This window comes from Peribacillus sp. BM1 (genome assembly GCF_056679975.1).
In genome coordinates this window covers 2,333,897-2,354,310 of the sequence record NZ_CM155259.1, presented here as the reverse complement: position 1 = coordinate 2,354,310, position 20,414 = coordinate 2,333,897, and the positions used below count along the sequence as shown (strand labels likewise).

Genomic DNA, 20,414 nt, shown 5'->3' with positions numbered 1-20,414 from the left:
CTCCTAATTATTTTGTATCTACCGCCAAGCTTCCTTCAAACCTTTGTAGTTTTTTCTCTGAAAGTGAAAACCCTTTTTCCAAGCATATAACAACACCATAATAGATAATTGACAATGTAATATATACTTCGAGTGCGTGCAGAGAAGAAGCAATGAGCGTATTTCCTCTTCCTACCATATCCATCACACCAATTGTAAAAGCAAGCGAGGTATCTTTTAAAGAGCCTATCACTGAATTTGCGAAATTTGGAAAAGCTATAACCAATGCCTGAGGCAAGATAATTCGCACCATCATTTGTTTTTCATTCATGCCGATTGAATATGCGGCTTCAGTCTGACCTTTTTCAATTCCGTTAACGGCTCCACGAATAATTTCTGCCAATGATGCACCACAGCTGAGTCCATATGTGATAGCTACAAATAATAATGGATTTGCACGAGATACATCAATATGAACAAGTGCTAAAAGTGTCGGTAGTCCAAAGTAAATTAAGAAAAGCTGAATTAAGATTGGCGTGCCCCTCATAAAGGAAATATAAATGAGAGCTAATTGATTTAAGCCTGGCACTTTATAAATACGAATTAAAGCTATCACTACACCCATTACCAGTCCAATTGCTACTGCAGCAACTAAAATCAACAAAGTAATATGAAGGTACGAAATTAATTTCGGAAAAAAATCTACGATCAGGGTTATATCCATCTAAGCATCCTGTACCTTTCATGAGATTGTTATTGATCCGTGTAATCTGCTCCAAGCCATTTTGTACTTAATTCCTTTAATGTTCCATCAGCTTTGATCTCTTTTAGCGCACGATCGATTTCTTTTTTCAAATCTGATTCATCTTTTCTTAACATAAAGTAAACCTTAGAGTTTGAAAGCACATCGCCGATTACTTTTTGTTCTGCATCTGCTTGCTCATTTTCGAAATCTACTGCAAACGGAGTACTTATTGTCGCATCTGCACGACCATTCTTAAGTTGTGTGATTGTATCTGTACTGCCACTTCCGCTGTAGACAATTTCGATTTCATTGCCATGTTCTTTGTTATATTTATCAAGCAATATTGCTGAATTACTAGTAGCACTTACAATCGCTTTCTTGCCTTTTAAATCTTCAATTGACTTAATCGATTGATTATCTTCGTGTACAACTACTTGAAGTGGGAACACGTTATATGGCTCATCATTAAATAGGAACTTCTGCTGTCTTTCTTCATTTACTTCCATTTGGTGAGCGATGAAATCGATTTTGTTTGTTTCTAGACTTAATAATAGAGATGAAAATTCCATCGTCTTAAATTCAAATTCATACTCTTGAATACGTTTATCGATTTCTTTGACAAGTTCTACATCATATCCTGTCAATTTACCATCATTATCTATGAAGCAAATATTAGGAAATTGTGTACCTGTTCCAACGATTATTTTTTTCACCTTTGGATCAGAACTTTTTACTTCCCCCGTAGATTGATTACTATTTGAACCACAACCTGCCGTTACGATAACTAGTAGTACGCCTAATAAAACCAACAATCGTTTTTTCATCTCGTAATCTCCTTCTCCTTAAACCATTTATTTAGAGAGCCATAAGATTAATTCGTTGCTCGAACATCTTCCTGTATTTTCGTTTTGTTATCTGTGTACTCAGGTATCAATTTTTTCCTCATAAATACACCATTTTGTCCGTCACCATGATTTGTTTCGAAAATTTTTTCATACCCTCTGCGCTCATACATCGAAACAAGCCATGGATGTTTCGGTGACGTTCCCAAACCAACAGCCGGCTGATTCAGCTGATCACGAATAACCACTTCTTCTACCCAATCCAATATTTTCTTCCCATACCCCAATCCTTTATAATCAGGATCAACTGCAAACCACCAGACACAGGTTAAATCAGAAACTTCAGCAAATGTTCTAACAGTTACTGTAGCTATAATCACGCCATCCTTTTCTAAGACGTAGCAGGAAAAGTCCGTAATGTTTTGTTTTACTAACTCAATATCCGCTGTTGCTGCAGGCCATTTTATATCCAGCTCTCGAATCGGTTCGTACGCTCTCAAAGTTACATACAATAATCTTTCTGCATCATCTAAATTTGCTAAACGAATAATTTCCGTCATATGATCCACCCTTCCTAATTCCCCATTGTTATTTATTTGTTACTTCTGCTCTTTCCTTTCAATTCTAGATGACCTCATAGTGATAAAATACTCAACTTATAATCCTCCTTCTTTAAAACGAAAAGGCACCCACTATTCAGCGAACGGAATAGTGGGTGCCTTTAGTTGTCTAATCGGCGCCTTTAGTTAAACCTATTAATTCGTATAAGAAAACTTGGTTTTATAATAATACTTAATATAATTCAGGTTTCACACTATGTCAATATAAAACGTATAATTTTCTGAAAAATTTGTTTTATAACCTTTATCAGTTTATCACTTTACCAAACTAAATTATTTAAGTATAATTTAAATACAGAATGATATTGATTAAGGATGAAATATGAAACAAAAGATAACTACATGTGATTTTCAATATAATATCAGGAATCAAAACAACGGAGAGGTCGTTTTATTATGAATCAAAAAAAATGGGGACTGTTTATATTAACAGCTTTTGTAATTGGAAATATGGTAGGTGGTGGAATCTTCATGCTTCCTGCCAACCTTGCGCAAGTATCAAGTGCACTGGGGGCAACACTTGCATGGGGAATCACCGGAATTGGTGTATTAATGATTGCTCTTGTGTTCGGTAATTTAGCCGTCAGAAAGCCTGATCTTAAGGCCGGACCACAAAGCTATGCACAAGCTATTTTTTCTTCTCCTAGCAAAGGAAGAGTTGCTGGCTATAGTATGGCTTGGGGATATTGGGCAGCTAACTGGGCGGCAACCGCTTCTGTAATCATTGCATTTGCAGGGTACTTATCTACCTTTTTCCCTGTTTTACAAAGCACTAAAATTATCTACTCCACGGACAGTTTTAACCTTGAACTTGGCAAAGCCCTAACGTTTGCAATCTGCTCATTGGCCCTTTGGGGGATCCATACAATAACAGTCAGTAGCTATAACGGAGCTGGTAAAATTAACTTTATTGCTACACTTACAAAAGTTCTTGGATTTGCTTTTTTCATCTTTGTCACCCTATTCATCTTTGATTCAAGCAATTTAGCAAGCGGTGGTGGATTCCAAGATTCAAAAGGAACGGCTCTATCTTTAGGCAGCCAAATTAACGCAGCAGCCATCTCTACTCTATGGGCATTCATTGGTGTTGAAGCTGCAGTGATGCTATCTAATCGAGCAAAATCACAAAGAGACGTAAAGAAAGCTACAATACTAGGTCTCATTATTGCAGTTGTGATTTATATGGGCATAACCCTTTTAACAATGGGCGCACTTCCGCAATCCGCATTGCGTGAATCTTTCCGTCCCCTTGTCGACGCTCTATCAGGAGCGATTGGGAATGAAGGTGTCTATTTAATGGCAGCACTTGCCATCATTTCCCTTCTAGGTTCGACGATTGGATGGGTCATGGTTAGCTCTGAGGTGCCTTATCAAGCAGCCAAAGTGGATTTGTTTCCTGCTTACTTTGCAAAAACAAATCAAAAAGGAAGTCCCGTACGGTCATTAACGATAACAAACCTGATGACTCAGTTGTTCTTATTTTCAACCGTTTCAGGAACCATTACGGAAGCCTACAGTTTCGCCATGGTTGTAGCAACACTTGCCTATTTAATTCCCTATCTTGTTTCAGCCATCTATCAATTGAAACTAGTCATTACTGGGGAAACATATGATATCATCAAAGGCTCAAGGGTTCGCGATGGAATAATCACTGCCCTTGCCTTAGTTTATTCAATATGGGTAATTAAAACAGGAACAGCAAATATGTTCACCTTTATGTTAGGTATTGGCTTGTTTGTCATAGGTTTATTGCTTTATCCATTTGTGATGAAAAAGCGAAAGATTTAAGTGTGAGGTTGCCCTTTGGGACAACCTCTTTTTTCATCACCCAATTAATTGAGTAGAGCCATAAACCTTGTTTTCGCATTTTTCCATAAATACGGTTATCTTTTAAAATATGAAAAGACAGTGAGATGAACTATTGTGTAAAGTCGGCTCCGGCTCGCAAATTTCAATTCTCGCTCGAAAAGTACGGATTCCGGCACGTAAACCGTCGAAACTGGCACGAAAAGAAACCGATCCGGCACGTAAATTTAATTTCCGGCTCGTAATAAACTTAGATAGGAAATTTACCTTAAATTCATTGTATATATTCCCACGGTTAACTACATTATTTCACGTATTTTCTATTAATTTTCCTACCTAAAGGAATAGTCCTAAATGATTCTGTTATAACGTGGTCCATCTTGCTTAGATCGGTCGATTTCCAACATCAAAAAAATCCAACGCTATTTAAACAGCTGTTGGATTTTTTATCTCTTATGGCTTAACAACAAGCGGTACAAATTTCCCTTCATTGACTGAAATTAAACCACGATCTGTTATTTTTAATGCCGGGCTCACAGGTAGTGATAAGGTACTTATAGACATGATGACATTATAATGCTTATAGCCTAATGATTTCAGAGTAAGCGTCAGATGATCCACCTGTTCGGCAACGATTTCTAATGGCTCCTCAGAAAGAATGCCTCCAACCGGAAGCGGTACACTCGATAATACTTCACCATTCAAAACACAGCAAATACCACCTTGGCTCCGGATTATTTCATTCGCTGCAAGTACCATATCTTCTACGTTATGGCCGATGACTAATAAATTATGATTATCGTGAGAATAGGTTGTAGCGATAGCCCCTCGCTTGATGATGTCTCCGCTTATCAATCCATGTGCTCGGTTTCCATTTTTCCCATATCGCTCAAACGTTGCAATTAACCCATACTCACTTTCCTGCCAATCTAGCTTACCATTGGAAATAGATAGAGTATCGTGAATTTCTTTTGTAAAAGTGGAGCCGTCACTCACTTCAATGATTCGACAAGGATAACTACCATCTTCTACTTCCACTGATACTTCAAAATCTTTCGCAGTTAACTCATTCAGCACGATACTACGATAAAAACTTTCCGGGAAGCACTTTTCACTTACCGCTTGCTGATATGGCTGCTTGTGATGATAAACTTGTTCTCCATCTTTATAAACTTCTTCTATAACAAATGATTCAAGATCTGAAACTAATAAAAAGTCGGCAATTTTTCCGGCTGCAATGATTCCTCGATCATGCATCTGCATTCTTTTCGCAGGCGTATATGTACAAGCATATATAGCTTGCTCTGAAGACATGCCCATTTGAATTGCTTTCTTTAATAAATGGTTCAATTGTCCATATTCTCTAAAATAATCCGGCATCACATCATCGGTTACAAAGCAAAAATGCTCATCCACCGCTTCATTCATTAAGAACGCAATGATTTCTTCGGTCATAGATTTTTCTTGAATTTCTAAAAACATCCCAGCTGCGATGCGTTGCTGCATCCCTTCAATCGTTTGATGTGTATGATCTGAATTGACACCTGCAAATAAAATTTGCTGCAATTCCAAATCAAGTAGTTTAGGGACATGACCCTCGATAATTAATTCAGGATAATTCGATTTGATATGATTCAAAATCTGATTCGTTTTACATGCTGGGTCACTAATCACATCATGGAAATTCATGATTTCACCTAAACACTTCATTTCACCCGTTTGTAGCAGTTCATCGATATCTGCAATTTCGATACTCCCACCTGTAGTCTCCATTGTGGTCGCGGGCACTGAACTTGGAATTGCATAGAACATATCCGCTACACAGTCACGGCTCGCTTTCATCATTTCCTTTACACCAGAAACACCAAAAACATTCGCTATTTCATGCGGTTCTGGTACAATCGTCGTTACCCCATTTTTGATTATTCCATATGAAAAAGTAGCTGGTGTAACCATCGTGCTTTCAATGTGTAGATGAATATCAATTAAACCCGGGATCATATATTTTTCTTTAGCTTCCATTACTTTGTCAGCAAAAAAGAAATCTTGTCCACGTTCGCCAACATAATAGAATTTCCCATCGACTACTGCTACATTACTTTTCATAAATTTTTTCAAATAACTATTATAAACGTTGGCATTCGTAATTAGCATATCTATTTTCATTCTGTTCGCCTCCTGTTTTACTTAACAAGTACCATGTTGTTCGCCGGAAATTCGAGTATGATTTCCTCGCCAACTTGATAAGGTACAAGCATTTCTTGATTGACTGTAAAATCTCCAATTGGCGTTTCTACGATATATTGATAGCTTCTTCCTAAATACGTTCTTATCTTCACTTTTCCAGGCAGTGCATTTTTCGCCGAAGTTACAGGTCCTTGAATTGGACGGATCACTAAATTATCTGGACGAATCGCACCGACTTTTCTATCAGTATCTGTATTTGCTTTATTTTTTTGAACGATAAATGTATATCCCGACTTTGTCAGTTCAATTTCATTTTCATGCATGGTTTGGTCTTCAAAGTCGATAAAGTTTTTAAAACCGATAAAGTCTGCGACAAATTTCGTCTTCGGATAATTATAGATCGTAGCGGGATCACTTAATTGCTCAATAATTCCTTTATTCATAATTGCCACTTGATCTGAAATCGCGAAGCATTCTTCTTGATCATGAGATACGTAAACCGTTGTGATGCCAAGCTCCTGTTGAATACGGCGAATTTCAATCCGCATATTTTCACGGAGATTGGCATCAAGATTACTAAGAGGCTCATCGAAAAGTAATAAATCAGGCTCAATTACTAGTGCCCTCGCGATCGCAACACGCTGTCTCTGACCACCCGAAAGTTCTTTTGGATATCGTTTTTCAAACCCTCTAAGATTAACGATTTCTAACACACTTGCCACTCGTTTTTCTATTTCACTTTTGGAAGCCTTTCTAAGCCGAAGTCCGAAAGCTACATTATCAAAAATCGTTAAATGAGGAAATAGTGCATAGTTTTGAAATACGAAGCCAAAATTTCTTTTGTTAACCGGGACCTTTGTATAATCCTTGCCTTTATATAAGAACTTGCCATTATTTGATTCAAGAAAGCCTGCAATTAATCGAAGGGTTGTCGTTTTTCCACAGCCACTTGGACCAAGCAGAGAAACAAACTTCCCTTCTTCAATTTCTAAATTAAAATCCTGCAATATATTTTGTTTGTTGTATGCAACTGATATGTTTTCTAATGTAAATAAAGCCATTACTTGTTGCCTCCGTTATCGTTTAGTGAAATATGATAAGCCCATTAATCGCTCAACTATGAACATAAAGAACGCCGTAATAATCATCAGCATTACTGAAATGGCTGCAATTGTGGGATCAAAGTACGTTTCAACATATGTTAGCATTTGTATTGGAAAAGTACTGACACCTGGTCCAGTCATGAATACGGAAATATCAACATTATTGAATGATTCTAGAAATGCAATCATAACGGCTGCGATGATTCCTGACTTGATATTAGGCAGAACAACCTGAAAGAATGTTCCAATCTTGCTTGCACCCAAGCTATGTGCTGCTTCTTCAATAGAGAAATCGAAGGTTGACAAACTTGAAGATATTACGCGGATAACAAATGGAAGCATAATAATTGTATGACCGATAAACAAGCCTGTATAAATTGGGAAATGATAGGTTGTAACAATATAACGCAAAAACGTAAAACCCAAAACGATACCTGGAATCAAGATCGGTGAAATAAACACGGCATTCAAGACAGATTTTCCCTTAAAGTCGAATCTGGATAAAGCATAAGCCGCTGGAATTCCTAATATCAATGCCAAAAGGTTTCCTGCTAATGAGACAATGATGGATGTCTTGAAAGATGTTAAAAACATGCTTACTTTAAAAATATTTTCATACCATTTAAACGAAAACGTCTCAATAGGAAATTTCAGGACACTTCCGCCTTCAAAAGATGTAACGGAAATGATGAGCAAAGGCCCTAGTAAAAAAACAAATACAAGGAACGTAAATACAGCCAATCCCCGATTTTTTTGCTTCATATTAACCTTACCCCTTTGGATTTATTTTATATGCAATTTGGTTCATTATTATAGTCACTAGTAACGTGATGACAATCATGATTGTGGCAACGATCGCTGCTGTATGCCAGTCATTTAATGTTGTTGCATTTTGATAAAGAAATGTAGATATTACCCGTTGTTTCCCTCCCAATAAAGCTGGAGTTGTATAAGCCGTAAAGCTACCGACAAAAACGAGAATACTTCCGATGACAAGTCCTGGCATGGACAGTGGCAGAACGACTTTCGCAAAAACCCCTAGTCTAGATGCACCTAAGCTTTCTGCTGCCGTTAACAAATCTTCATCCATATTTTCCAATACACCGACTAACGTAATAATAATTAATGGCAAGAATAAATGAACGAGACCAATAATAATCGCAGTAGGGGTGTACAAAATATTTAACGGTTCATTTATAAAACCGATACTAAGTAAAAGCTTATTGAGTACACCATTCTTCCCAATAATAATCATCCAGCTGAATGAGCGGACAACTGAGCTAGTAAGAAGTGGGAAGATGGAAAGTAATAATAAGAGTACCTTGGTTCTTGTCCCAACCTTAGAAATATAATAAGCAACTGGAAAGCCTAATAAAATACAAATAAACGTTGTTACAAGACTAACTCTAAGCGTTGTTAATAAAATACCGATGAAATACTTATCTTGAAAGTAGTGCAGATAACCTTCAAAGCTAAAGCTGCCCTCATTAAAAAATGTTGATCCAATCGTTAACAAAATCGGAATCACCATAAAGATTGTTAAAAATAATGCTCCTGGTAATAACAACAGGTAAATCGTACGGTTTCTCATTTTATCCTCCCAGTTTGCACACTTTAAGAATTTATGACCCCATGAAATAGTGCAATAAAAGCTTTTTCATCTACATCTAAACAAACATCAAGATTAGCTGCTCTCCCTAAACGATTTTGAAAATCACAAACCGTTTGTCCATCACATAATTCACTGTTTGTTTCTACATCTACATAATATTTCTTTTTTGACACAATATTAGTGTCTATGGCAACGGCGACTGCAAGAGGATCATGCATAACAGCACCATGAATATGATTTCGTTCAAAATATCTTTGCCGATAATCCTTCGTGCTTTCTTTAATATAGGAAGCAAGAACCGGATTTTGAATGGCATCCATATGCTTTTCAGTTAAGAGCACTTTTCTGGTCACATCTAAACCAACTAAAGTCAATGAAGGAAAGCCCGCATGAAACACAATTTTGGCCGCTTCTGGATCAGTAAACATATTATACTCAGCTGTCGGTGTGACATTGCCAAAGTCCTTTACAACACCGCCCATGAAGATGACCTCTTTTACAAATCTCGTAATCTCAGGACACTTCTTTACTGCAAGTGCTAAATTTGTAAGAGGAGCAGTCATGACAAGGGTTACCTCACCTGGAAAGCTCAATATCGAGTTAATAATGAAGTCAGGACCAAACCCTTCATCGGGTTGTTTTTTAGGAACCATATCCTTTAATGCTCCACCAATTCCATCTTCACCATGTATGCGGTGTTCAAAATAAGGGGTTCTTACTAATGGCGCAGAAGCCCCCATGATAACGGGGACATCCACTCCTGCTAATTCAACAACCTTACATGTATTAACCGTTGCAGCTTCTAACGATACATTTCCATTTACAGTTGTAATACCGAGGACATCCATCTGCTTGCTCTTCAACGCAAGTAAGATTCCAATGGCATCGTCTACTCCAGTATCAACATCAAGAATGACTTTTTTAATCATAGTTAGCACCTCAAATTCTTATTGAGCTAATTCCTTATTCCAACGATCAATCCATTGTTTTGAGTTTTTATTTACGAATTTCATATCAAGGATATTCAAACTCTTAATAACATCTTCCCCATACGTTAGTCCTTTAGATTCCTCTTCTGATAATTGAACTTTCGTATTAACTGGGGAATCAATTTTTGCTTTTGCTGATTTTTCTTGAACTTCTTTACTTAAAAGATAATTAATAAATTCTTCTGCTAGTTCTTTTTGTTCACTGTCTTTTACAATATTCACTGTATTCATGACCGCATATCCACCTTCTTTAGGTGAAACAAATTTAGCATTTGGAACAGCTTCCTGTAATTGTGCAAAGTACATTTCCATAATCGGTCCAGCTGCGATTTCACCTTGTGCAAACATGTTTACGAATTCAGAAGTTTGCCCATATTCCTTAAGCACATTTGGCATAAGCTCTTTTAATTTTGTAAACGCAGCATCTTCATTAAATTTTGTATTTCCACTTACTTTAGAAGCAGCATCTAAAAACATCGGTCCAGTCGTCGATGTAATTCCAGGGATCGTTATTACTCCACCTAGATCCTTATTCCATAAATCAGCCCATGAAGTAATTGGTTTTTTTACCTCGTCAGGATTATACGCAATTCCAAATTGAGCGATTGTATAAGCTGGTCCATATTCTTTACCTAATGGGGCTTTGGCCATCTCATAGATATTTTCAATATTAGGAATAACGCTATGATCAATTTTTTCGAACAAACCATCCTGAATACCTTGCTCAGCATAGTAGTCAGATAAATAAATGACATCGACATCCGAATTTCCTTGGCGGACTTTGTTTAAACGATCGGCATTATTCCCTGAATCCAAAACAATTTCAACATTATGTTCTTTCTCAAAGGGTTTATACACTTCTTCTCGAAAGAAATCTTCCGAAAATCCCCAAGTAGAAATGACTAATTTTTCTTTTTTCGCCGATGAATCTGATGAAGAACAAGCACTTAATGTCAAAGCTAATGCAGATACCATAGTTAGATTTTTAATAATTTTCTTCATAATAAAAACTCCCATCATATTCTGATATTTTTTTACGCAATAAAAAAGACACCCTTAAATAGAATAATGTTATTCTACCCAAGATTGTCTTTCCTTTGTAAACAAAGAGATAAATAATCATTTGGTTTATTATTGTGGCGTTTCGCCCAGATAAATCCGGTTGAAAATCCAATATTATCAAATTTCTCGTAAAACAATATTTGTAAAGGACTTTTGGGTGGCTGCATCATAATCTCTCAGTACAGCTTCAATATCCCAATCCGTTCTTTCTTCTAATTTCTTCCTTAATTTCTTCTTATAGAGTAGAGATAAATGAAAATCGACTTCTTGCTTTAGGCTAGGTACTTCTCCCTCCAGCACAATCGATCGTGGTGCTCTACGATGCTTAGCCTGCAGTGTAAGTACATTAGCTTCAATTGATACCTTCATGGAAATCGTACCAATACCGAATAATTCCTTTGAAACTTCATTATAAGCATGAGAAATTAATTTCTTTGTTTCATTATTGTCGCTTGGGAAAATATTTATCACCCCTGCAGTTCTTCATTATTGATGATTATACATACTATCTAGAATATTTTCAATATAATGTTCGTATTATTTGTTATTTTTTTTTAATCTATACTACTTTTTTTAAATTATACAGTCAAATACGAATAAATAGCCAATTTTTTCAAAATTCTGGATTGATAAAACCATTCATTATCAAATAAATCCATTTTATATATTATTTTAATATATCGTAATTCAATTACTAATTAACTATTTATCACCTTTTTAAATATCCTCCCTTAGCGCTAAGCCCATGAAATAGCACAGTAAAATTTCCTCATTTTTACATTTTATTTAGGGATATTATGTAAATTGGATTATTCTTGTATTATAATAGAAGAAAGGAGGAATTTTAAGGGAAATATAAAAAAAGAGCCGTTTCCTTTTCATGCAAGGTAGTTCATTTCAGGCTACGAATAGTAGAGGAGTATGATGGAAAATGCACAATGGGAAAAAAAATCTTGTCATTCTCTCGTCGTCCTTTGTCTTGTTAGTCGTATTGAACTTTCCTTCATCCGCTGTTTATTCAAATGATTTAATGACTTCCGAACCGATCGAATCCGCCTTGGAGCTAGCCAGCCTTTCTGACGTCGAACAAGCAAAAGCTCTTGTCGCGAAAGCTTTGACTGTGAATGAAAGCGCGACTTTTACACTCAATCATGAACAAGCCCTATTACTTGGCTATACTGAGGATCAAGTCAACCAATTAACTGCAGCATTCGAATCATTTACACCGGAAGAAGTTGCCTATATAAACGAACAAACACAAGCTAAACCTGTCGACATACCACTCATCCCTATTGACCTAAGTGAACTGATAGCCATTATGACCGCTTTAGGATTAGCAGGAATTGCCCAACAATTCTTACACGAATTATACAAAAATGGTCTCACACAAGCATGTAAAAGATTTTCACGACGGAATAAATACATCAAGAATTTTTGCAAAAATAATAAATATCCGACGTCTATGTAAAAAAGCGCAAGCGCCATAATCAACCTAAAAGCATCTGACTAGATGAGGTGGTTGCTTGCGCAAAAATCGAGAGACAAAGTTTTCTTAACTGTCCAAAAAGAAAGAAGACCATTCTCAGGTCTTCTTTCTCTTTCTTCAGAATTCCTTTACCATCTGTGAGCCTTTGCATTAGTTCTTAAGATAAAGGTGTTTTGCGTCACTTCGGTATGACCATTAACTTGAGATTTTGAACGCTTAGGTCTTGTCCAATTATGGTGAAACTGTTTCGAATGGGCATCAAGCTGATCTTTATAACTCATTCAAAAATCACCTCATCATTAGTATAGGTTATCCTGAAGCTGTGTGATATTACGAGAATATCTTTTAAAGTATGTGCTACTTCCCATGAAATCATACAAAGTTTTTACCCTTTATTTATCTTTGAATCTTTCTGTCACTTTTGTTTTGACTTCTTCAATGCAGCGCATCTTTGTATTCCAGCATTTTTGACTTAAATCAACTGGATACTTCTCTGGATGGAGGGAACGCTTATACTCAGACCATAATTCATCTAAATTTCGCTCCAGTTTTTTTTGAATATCTGGTAGTTCTGGAAGTTCATAAACTACTTCCCCATTCATCATGACCGGAATGTGCAGTTCTCTCGCTTCGAAGCACGTAATAAATTTACTAATGTATGTGTGAATCGGATCAAACATTTTAAGACGTTCCTCTGCTCCAGGGTTTTCATCATCCATTGCGATGTATTCCCCCTCTGCTTTCCCATTCATTGTATTGATGATTCGATATACCCTTTTTAAGCCTGGTGTTGTGACTTTCTCAGGGTTTGCAGATATTTTTATTGTCTCCATCAACTCTCCTGATTCGTCTTCGATTGCGACAAGTTTATAAACAGCACCTAAAGCTGGTTGTTCATATGCCGTGATTAATTTAGTTCCAATTCCCCACGTATCAATCCTGGCCCCCTGTGCTTTTAAGTTCATGATTGTATATTCATCTAAATCACTAGAAGCTGTAATTTTTGCCTCAGTGAACCCAGCATCATCCAGCATTCTTCTCGCTTCTTTCGACAAATAAGCAAGATCGCCACTATCTAGGCGAATCCCTTTAAAGTTTATTTTGTCTCCAAGTTCCTTAGCTACTCGAATCGCGTTTGGTACACCAGATTTAAGCGTGTCATACGTATCAACAAGAAAAACACAGTCTTTATGGCTCTGTGCATATTTATGAAAAGCGATATAGTCATCTTTATAGGCTTGAACCATCGCATGTGCATGAGTGCCAGCTACTGGAATGCCAAATATTTTACCTGCTCTGACATTACTCGTTGCATCAAAACCACCAATAAAGGCTGCACGTGTTCCCCAGATTGCGGCATCCATTTCCTGAGCTCGACGAGAACCGAACTCCAATGCCTGTTCCTCACCAATCACTTGCTTGATTCTAGATGCTTTTGTCGCAATCAATGTTTGGTAATTCACGATGTTTAGTAATGCGGTTTCCACAAGCTGCGCTTCAGCTAAAGGAGCTTCAATACGAATGAGCGGTTCATTACCGAAAGCTAATTCCCCTTCTTCCATTGATTTTACCGTACCAGTAAATTTCAAGCTTTCTAAATAGCTGAGAAACTCTTCTGGGTAGTTCATTTCATGACGCAAATACTCAATATCACTCGAAGTAAAGGCAAAGCTTTCTAAATAGCTGAGAGCCTTCTCCAATCCTGCAAAAACAGCATAGCCATTTCCGAAAGGCATTTTTCGAAAAAATAATTCAAACACTGCTTTTCGATTATGAATCTGATCCTGCCAATACGTTTGAATCATATTAATCTGATATAAATCAGTATGTAATGCTAAACCGTCATCCTCATAGATTTTTTTCATCTTATCGACCCTCCAGCTTTTTAGTTTCTTACCACTATTGTTGGCGTCTACTTACATATTCAATACAGGATTATCGATGTCCTTTTAAATATACAGATTATACAGATACTTACTTTCTACAAGTTTATGTCAAATATAGAAAGTCCTCAAAAATTGGGAATAATCGAGATTCATCATTTCAATGCTTCATAAATCTTGCCTATAACACTACCATACGTACTAATGCTGAACATGTCCCCATAAAACCAATTTGAATCTACAAGATGATCAATAACAGCCGAATGCTTCTTATTCGTTAAAAGAGCGATCGCCAGATTATTTTCCCGATCAATGACAGTTATTGTACCTGTCCACCCTGTATGACCAATTACCTTATCACCTGCATACTCGCCAAACATCCAGTTCATGCTTTCATCCCCATTAAGCCTCCACCCAAGACCGAATGTCGGATTCAGCTCAGATGGTGTTGTAAATACGTCAATCGTTTCTTTATCGAATAGCTTCGTGTTATCGTATCCCCCATCATTCAGCATTACCTGAAGAAGTACTGCAAGATCGTGCGTATTACTAAACAATCCTGCATGTCCCGAAACTCCACCCATTGAATAGTATGCATTTTCATCATGTACTTCACCTTGCAGAGTATACGTTCTCATATTAGGAAACATTAGATATCCGTCACGGGTATTACCGTTTAGCTCGGTCGCTGCAAAATCTTGTTCTTTGAAGCCCTTTTTTAATGGCGTAAAGACTGTGTGCTTCAATCCAAGCGGCTTATATATTGTGTTTTCGACATACTGGTCTAGTTTTTGACCAGTTACTCTTTCAATAATAAAACCTAGGAGTATATAATCAATATCACTATATATTTGAGTTGTACCAGGGATAGATTGTAATGGCGTTTTAATGATCTTATCCAACATCTCTTTACGGTCTTGTGTGAATAATGCGCCTGCCTGTTCAGGATTATAGTAATGAACACTCGAAGGGAAACCCGCAATATGATGGAGCAGATCGACAATACGCAATGTTTCCTTTGCATGAATCACATCATTCGGCAAATCCTTAAACTCTGGGATATAATGCGAAATAGGATGGTTTAAATTGATTTTACCTTCACTGACTAGTTTTTGAAGAGCATAGTTAACCGCGTACATCTTCGTATTAGAAGCCAAGTCAAACATCGTATCCTGTTTCATCTTTTGTGGCTGCTTTAGAAAGGTAAAGCTATTGTATTTCTTTGCGTATCCATATGACGTATTTTTCACGACTTTCCCATTTTTAATAATGATAAGTGCTGCTCCAGGGAAGCCATTCGTAATTTCAGTCTCGATAAATGAATCAACTTCAGACAATTCTTTCGTAGAAAAGCCTACATCCTCAGGTGTTTTTATGGAAGAGAGTGTAGGATATTTACTTTTATTCTGACATTGATTATCGTCAGTCTGTTTTGTATAATCGACATTTTCCTGATGAATGGTTGAGGAAAAAGCTGGTGTACTCCTTAACACGAATAGAAGAACCAATAGTACTAGTCCTTTTTTATACATGTTATGTTTCATATTCTTCATCCCCATCTCCACATTCAAAATAACTAATCTACAAATTAACGATCACCGATTGATAATATAAGTAACATCCTATTCATACCCTTTATCATCATAGCCTGTGTTTTACGTATCATTTTTATTTATCCTTTTTAATAATAAAAAGCGGTTGTCCCAAAAGAGTCTGACCTCACGCTCCATACATCGTTTCTTGTGTCATTTATACGTAGAAACGATATATTAAGTGTGAGGTTTAATCCTTTCGATTTGGGACAACCGCCATGATATGATTAATTCTTCAGTAATCGTAAACTATTTAATATAACTAAAATTGTACTTCCTTCATGACCGATCACGCCAAACGGTAGATCAAGGAACTGCATGAAGTTCGAAGCAATTAAAAGCGTGATAACAGTAATGGAGAAAATCACATTCTGCTTAATGATTCGGTTCATTTTTTTTGATAATTTGACCGCTTCAGCAATCCTCGGAAGATCATTTTTCATCAGAACAACATCAGCTGTTTCTAAAGCAACATCCGTTCCTTCACCCATCGCAATTCCGACTGATGCTGTAGCAAGCGCTGGTGCATCATTAATTCCGTCACCGACCATCGCAACTGTACCAAATTGCTCTTTCAGCCGTTTCACTTCATCTACTTTTGTTTCAGGTAGACACTCAGCGATATAGGCATCCACATGACTTTCTGAGGCAATCGCATTTGCCGTTTTCTCTCCGTCTCCTGTAAGCATAATCGTATGAATACCTTCTTGTTTGAGGGCTTCGATCGCCGCAATCGTTTCTGATCGGACAACATCTTTAAGTGTCATAATCCCGGCAATTCCTTTATCATCTCTGGCAAACACGATTGTTTTTCCTTGTTCAGCAAGTTCTTGTGCAATGCCGTTTTGGAATTGTTCCGCTTCCTCATGACCAACAAATTCCGATCTACCTACTTTCCACTGTACCCCGCCAAAATAAGCTTGCACGCCATATCCAGAAATATCTTCCATGTTCTCTGGCTTTATTAATTCTTTAGAAATCCTGTCTTTTGTAAAGCGAACAATTGCCGACGCTAACGGATGGTTTGAATAATTTTCAATAGAAGCTACATGTTGTAGGAAATCCACTTCTGTCACGTCATCACGAAGTACAATATCCGTTACCTCAGGTTTTCCTTTTGTTAAAGTACCTGTTTTATCAAGAGCAATCGCTTGTAAATTACCTAAATTCTCTAGATGGACACCGCCTTTAAATAAGATACCATGGCGTGCACCGTTTGAAATAGCTGATAATGTAGCTGGCATAATCGATGCAACCAGGGCACATGGGGATGCGACTACTAATAATATCATCGCTCGATAAAATGTTTCCGTCCAACTCCACCCTAGCAGGAAATGAGGTGCAAACATCATCAATGCCACAACGGATAAGACTACTTTCACATAGGTACCTTCGAATCGCTCAATAAATAGCTGTGAAGGTGATTTTTCACTTTGTGCTGATTGTACAAGTGTAATGATTTTTTGAAAAAGAGTTTCACTACTTGGTTTAGTAATTTCAACAGTTATCGTCCCACGAAGATTAACCGTCCCTGCAAAAACCTCATCATGTACTGTTTTACTAACTGGAAAGGATTCACCCGTTATCGCAGCTTCATCCAAATTCGTCTTCCCGTCATTAATTTTCCCATCTGACGGTACTCGTTCACCCGGCTTGATTAAGATTAGATCACCGACACGAAGCTGTGATACAGCGACTTTCATTTCAATTCCATCTGTAATTCTTAGTGCTTCTTCTGGCTGTAAATCCATGAGTGCAGATATTTCTTTATGGCTTTTATTCATCGTATAAGTTTCCAAGGCACCGCTTAGTGCAAAGATAAAAATTAAGATAGCCCCTTCTGTCCAATAGCCAATGATTGCAGAACCAATTGCAGCAAGAATCATTAACATTTCTACATTCAATTCTTTATCGGCAATGGTATCTTCAATACCCTCTTTGGCCTTCGCATATCCCCCAATAACAAAGGCTGCCAAATAAATAACGATTGAAGCAGTTGATAATCCAATGGAAGAAAGAATCCATCCAACTAATATAAGAACCCCACTAAATAAAGCAGCAATTAATTCGATATGTGGTGTTACTTTGTCAAGCCATGAAGTTTGGTATTGTGCAGATTTTTGTAAGTGTTTCGTTTCGGCAAGCATCTTTTTTCCTCCTCTTAATTTCGTAATTCTCAATGATACCAATTCTCATTTAACTGAGATTCAATTGAGAAAGATAATCAGCATCATTTGTCTCATAATTTATTATAAACAGTGTATTTGCGTATCTTTTTATGAATATCTTTAGGTTTATTTATATAATATCATAGACTTTTAGAAAAATAAACAATAATAATTCTAATTTAAGATAAATTACAAAAAACTTATAACTGTTATTCTTTTCCTTTAAATGATCCATGTTGTATGATGTAGAAAATAATGTTTTTTTCAAATATCGGAGGGATCTATTATCAAAAATCTACTTAATCAATTGATCTCATTAGGTATAGGGGCAGCCGTTTTTAGTAAAGAACAAATTGAAAGATCAGTTGAGGACCTTGTTAAAAAAGGGGAAATTAGTAAAGGGGAATCGAGAGAACTTATTGAACGCCTAATTGAAAAAGGATCGAAAATGCGTGAAGAAATGGATTCAATCATCTCCTCAAAAGTTAGTCAAACGCTAGATCAACTTCATCTAGTTTCTAAAGATGAATTGAAGAAATTAGAACAGAGAATTGAAGAATTGGAACGAAGAGAGTGATTGTTTTTAGGAGGGTCCCTTATGCTTGGCAAGAGAATGAAACATGCACATCGATATCAAGAAATTATTAGTGCTTTCCTAAGAAATGGCTTTGGCTATATTGTGAAAGAGCTCGGGTTAACGGAGATGTTGAGTATACCTAGAAAAATGGCCGGCTTGAATAATGATGTATCTAGCCGTACAATCGGCCAGCGAATTCGTACCTTTCTAGAAGATCTTGGTCCTACCTTCATCAAACTCGGGCAAATTGCCAGCACACGGAGAGATATCATTCCTGAGCATATTATTGTTGAATTAGAAAAGCTTCAGGATCGTGTGCCACCCTTTCCTTTTGAACAAGTACATAGCATCATTGAAAATGAACTTGGCGATCCACTTGATCAACTGTTTGCTGAATTTAATGAAACCCCTTTGGCTACTGCTTCAATTGGACAAGTCCATTGGGCAAGACTTCATACTGGCGAAGAAATTGCGATTAAAGTGCAGCGGCCAAACATACGTCCTATTATCGAGACAGATATCGAAATCCTTGAAGATTTGGCACGTCTGATGGAATCAAGGCTCTCTTGGGCAAAAAGATATCGTCTATATGAAATGATTGAAGAGTTTTCGAAAGCTTTGCAGGCAGAACTTGATTATCATGTTGAAGGAAGCAATTCAGAAAAAATAGCTAATCAATTCAATAATCAAGCAAAAATTCGCATTCCAGATATTTATTGGGATTTCTCAACAAAAAAAGTCTTAACAATGGAATATATTAAAGGTACAAAAATTAGTCAGCTCAAAGAATTGGATCTTCTCGGATATGATCGCAAAACCATTGCAAAACGAGTCACAAATTCTATGTTGCATCAAATTTTAATAGAAGGCTTTTTTCACGGAGATCCACATCCAGGAAATATGATGGTCTTACCCGATGAAGTAGTCGTATTCATGGATTTTGGAATGGTCGGCCGGCTTACTTCAGACATGAAATATCAGTTGGCATCACTCGTCATTTCTTTAAAACGTGGTGATACCTCAGGAATCATAAAAGCAATTTCAAAAATGGGGATTCTCCCTGATCAGATAAACATGTCGTTACTTCGATCCGATGTGGATGAACTTAAAGATAAATATTATCACTTGCCGTTAGGCCAAATTAATCTTGGCGAGGCAGTGAATGACCTGTTTACAGTTTCTTTTCATCATCAAATACAAATTCCAGCCGACATGACTATGCTTGGTAAAGCCCTTTTGACTGTTGAAGGAGTTGTGGCTGATTTGGATCCTGATTTTAATATGGTGCAAGCTGCCGAACCATTTGGACAACGGCTACTATTAGACCGCTACCACCCAAAGAAAATCGTTAAAAACACGTGGAACCAACTGATTGAGTATACAGAGATCATTACTGAACTTCCCAAAAATATAAAAGACTTTTCAGATACATTGAAAAAAGGTAAATTCCGGTTAGAAATCACCATGCCAGATAGTCATTTATTTTTAGAAAAGTTAGATCGAATCAGTAATCGTTTATCTTTTAGTATTGTTCTTCTCGCATTTAGTATTATTATGGTTGGTCTGATTGTAGGTTCATCTATCAGTGGGCAATCTACGCTATTGTGGAGATTACCAGCGATCGAAATCGGTTTTGGCATTGCACTTCTTATGCTCTTTTGGTTACTTTATTCCATCTTTAAATCGGGTAAATTTTGATTAATTCAAGAAGTTTATCCATTTTAAAAGGCTCATTTTCCATAAGAAAAAGCTTAAGGGAGTCC

General features: G+C 36.9%; 18 protein-coding genes. 4 read left to right on the top strand and 14 right to left on the bottom strand.

Features of this window, described 5'->3' with window-relative positions; translation table 11 throughout:
• Positions 1–7 precede the first annotated feature (7 nt).
• Genes AC1MGI_RS11340 through AC1MGI_RS11330 form a run of 3 tightly spaced genes read right to left on the bottom strand, consistent with a single transcriptional unit; the run spans position 8 to position 2,126 of the window.
• On the bottom strand, positions 8–703 hold the full coding sequence (locus AC1MGI_RS11340; RefSeq protein ID WP_480345367.1) for an amino acid ABC transporter permease: 696 nt from the start codon (positions 701–703) through the stop codon (positions 8–10).
• A 29-nt stretch (positions 704–732) separates the two neighbouring features.
• Complete coding sequence (locus tag AC1MGI_RS11335) at positions 733–1,548, bottom strand: transporter substrate-binding domain-containing protein (protein WP_480345366.1); 816 nt, start codon at positions 1,546–1,548, stop codon at positions 733–735.
• 47 nt (positions 1,549–1,595) lie between these two features.
• Positions 1,596–2,126 (bottom strand): GNAT family N-acetyltransferase, encoded by a 531-nt coding sequence (locus tag AC1MGI_RS11330; protein ID WP_480345365.1) that lies wholly within the window; start codon positions 2,124–2,126, stop codon positions 1,596–1,598.
• 456 nt (positions 2,127–2,582) lie between these two features.
• Between AC1MGI_RS11330 and AC1MGI_RS11325 the strand changes: the two genes are divergently transcribed.
• On the top strand, positions 2,583–3,974 hold the full coding sequence (locus AC1MGI_RS11325; protein ID WP_480345364.1) for an amino acid permease: 1,392 nt from the start codon (positions 2,583–2,585) through the stop codon (positions 3,972–3,974).
• Positions 3,975–4,445: 471 nt separating this feature from the next.
• Here AC1MGI_RS11325 and AC1MGI_RS11320 read toward each other — a convergent pair whose 3' ends face one another.
• From AC1MGI_RS11320 to AC1MGI_RS11290, 7 genes are all read right to left on the bottom strand, one after another.
• Entirely contained in the window at positions 4,446–6,158 is a 1,713-nt protein-coding gene (locus AC1MGI_RS11320; RefSeq protein ID WP_480345363.1) for an adenine deaminase C-terminal domain-containing protein, read from the bottom strand.
• 17 nt (positions 6,159–6,175) lie between these two features.
• Entirely contained in the window at positions 6,176–7,240 is a 1,065-nt protein-coding gene (locus AC1MGI_RS11315; RefSeq protein WP_480345362.1) for an ABC transporter ATP-binding protein, read from the bottom strand.
• A gap of 15 nt (positions 7,241–7,255) precedes the next feature.
• Positions 7,256–8,044 carry an ABC transporter permease gene (locus AC1MGI_RS11310; protein WP_480345361.1) on the bottom strand — a complete coding sequence of 263 codons (789 nt, stop codon included), beginning with the start codon at positions 8,042–8,044 and terminating at the stop codon, positions 7,256–7,258.
• Between the two features lie 7 nt (positions 8,045–8,051).
• Positions 8,052–8,873 (bottom strand): ABC transporter permease, encoded by an 822-nt coding sequence (locus tag AC1MGI_RS11305; RefSeq protein WP_480345360.1) that lies wholly within the window; start codon positions 8,871–8,873, stop codon positions 8,052–8,054.
• A 23-nt stretch (positions 8,874–8,896) separates the two neighbouring features.
• On the bottom strand, positions 8,897–9,823 hold the full coding sequence (locus AC1MGI_RS11300) for a nucleoside hydrolase (RefSeq protein ID WP_480345359.1): 927 nt from the start codon (positions 9,821–9,823) through the stop codon (positions 8,897–8,899).
• Between the two features lie 18 nt (positions 9,824–9,841).
• Entirely contained in the window at positions 9,842–10,885 is a 1,044-nt protein-coding gene (locus AC1MGI_RS11295) for an ABC transporter substrate-binding protein (RefSeq protein ID WP_480345358.1), read from the bottom strand.
• 177 nt (positions 10,886–11,062) lie between these two features.
• Complete coding sequence (locus tag AC1MGI_RS11290; protein WP_480345357.1) at positions 11,063–11,416, bottom strand: DUF2294 domain-containing protein; 354 nt, start codon at positions 11,414–11,416, stop codon at positions 11,063–11,065.
• Between the two features lie 460 nt (positions 11,417–11,876).
• On the opposite strand from AC1MGI_RS11290, the gene AC1MGI_RS11285 reads away from it, so the two are divergent.
• Complete coding sequence (locus AC1MGI_RS11285; protein WP_480345356.1) at positions 11,877–12,413, top strand: hypothetical protein; 537 nt, start codon at positions 11,877–11,879, stop codon at positions 12,411–12,413.
• A 146-nt stretch (positions 12,414–12,559) separates the two neighbouring features.
• Here the strand turns inward: AC1MGI_RS11285 and AC1MGI_RS11280 are convergent, their stop codons facing one another.
• From AC1MGI_RS11280 to AC1MGI_RS11265, 4 genes are all read right to left on the bottom strand, one after another.
• On the bottom strand, positions 12,560–12,712 hold the full coding sequence (locus AC1MGI_RS11280; RefSeq protein ID WP_082675057.1) for a YpzG family protein: 153 nt from the start codon (positions 12,710–12,712) through the stop codon (positions 12,560–12,562).
• Positions 12,713–12,823: 111 nt separating this feature from the next.
• Positions 12,824–14,296, bottom strand: coding sequence for a nicotinate phosphoribosyltransferase (locus tag AC1MGI_RS11275; RefSeq protein ID WP_480345355.1), 1,473 nt, complete (start codon positions 14,294–14,296; stop codon positions 12,824–12,826).
• A 173-nt stretch (positions 14,297–14,469) separates the two neighbouring features.
• Positions 14,470–15,858 carry a penicillin binding protein PBP4B gene (gene pbp4b / locus AC1MGI_RS11270; protein ID WP_480345354.1) on the bottom strand — a complete coding sequence of 463 codons (1,389 nt, stop codon included), beginning with the start codon at positions 15,856–15,858 and terminating at the stop codon, positions 14,470–14,472.
• A 275-nt stretch (positions 15,859–16,133) separates the two neighbouring features.
• Positions 16,134–18,053, bottom strand: a complete 1,920-nt coding sequence (locus AC1MGI_RS11265) for a heavy metal translocating P-type ATPase (RefSeq protein WP_480345353.1) — start codon at positions 18,051–18,053, stop codon at positions 16,134–16,136.
• 328 nt (positions 18,054–18,381) lie between these two features.
• Between AC1MGI_RS11265 and AC1MGI_RS11260 the strand changes: the two genes are divergently transcribed.
• Together AC1MGI_RS11260 and AC1MGI_RS11255 are read left to right on the top strand one after the other, a co-directional pair.
• Positions 18,382–18,651 (top strand): phasin family protein, encoded by a 270-nt coding sequence (locus tag AC1MGI_RS11260; RefSeq protein WP_480345352.1) that lies wholly within the window; start codon positions 18,382–18,384, stop codon positions 18,649–18,651.
• A 21-nt stretch (positions 18,652–18,672) separates the two neighbouring features.
• A complete protein-coding gene (locus AC1MGI_RS11255; protein ID WP_480345351.1) occupies positions 18,673–20,349 on the top strand; it encodes an ABC1 kinase family protein in 1,677 nt (558 codons plus the stop codon).
• Positions 20,350–20,414 lie beyond the last annotated feature (65 nt).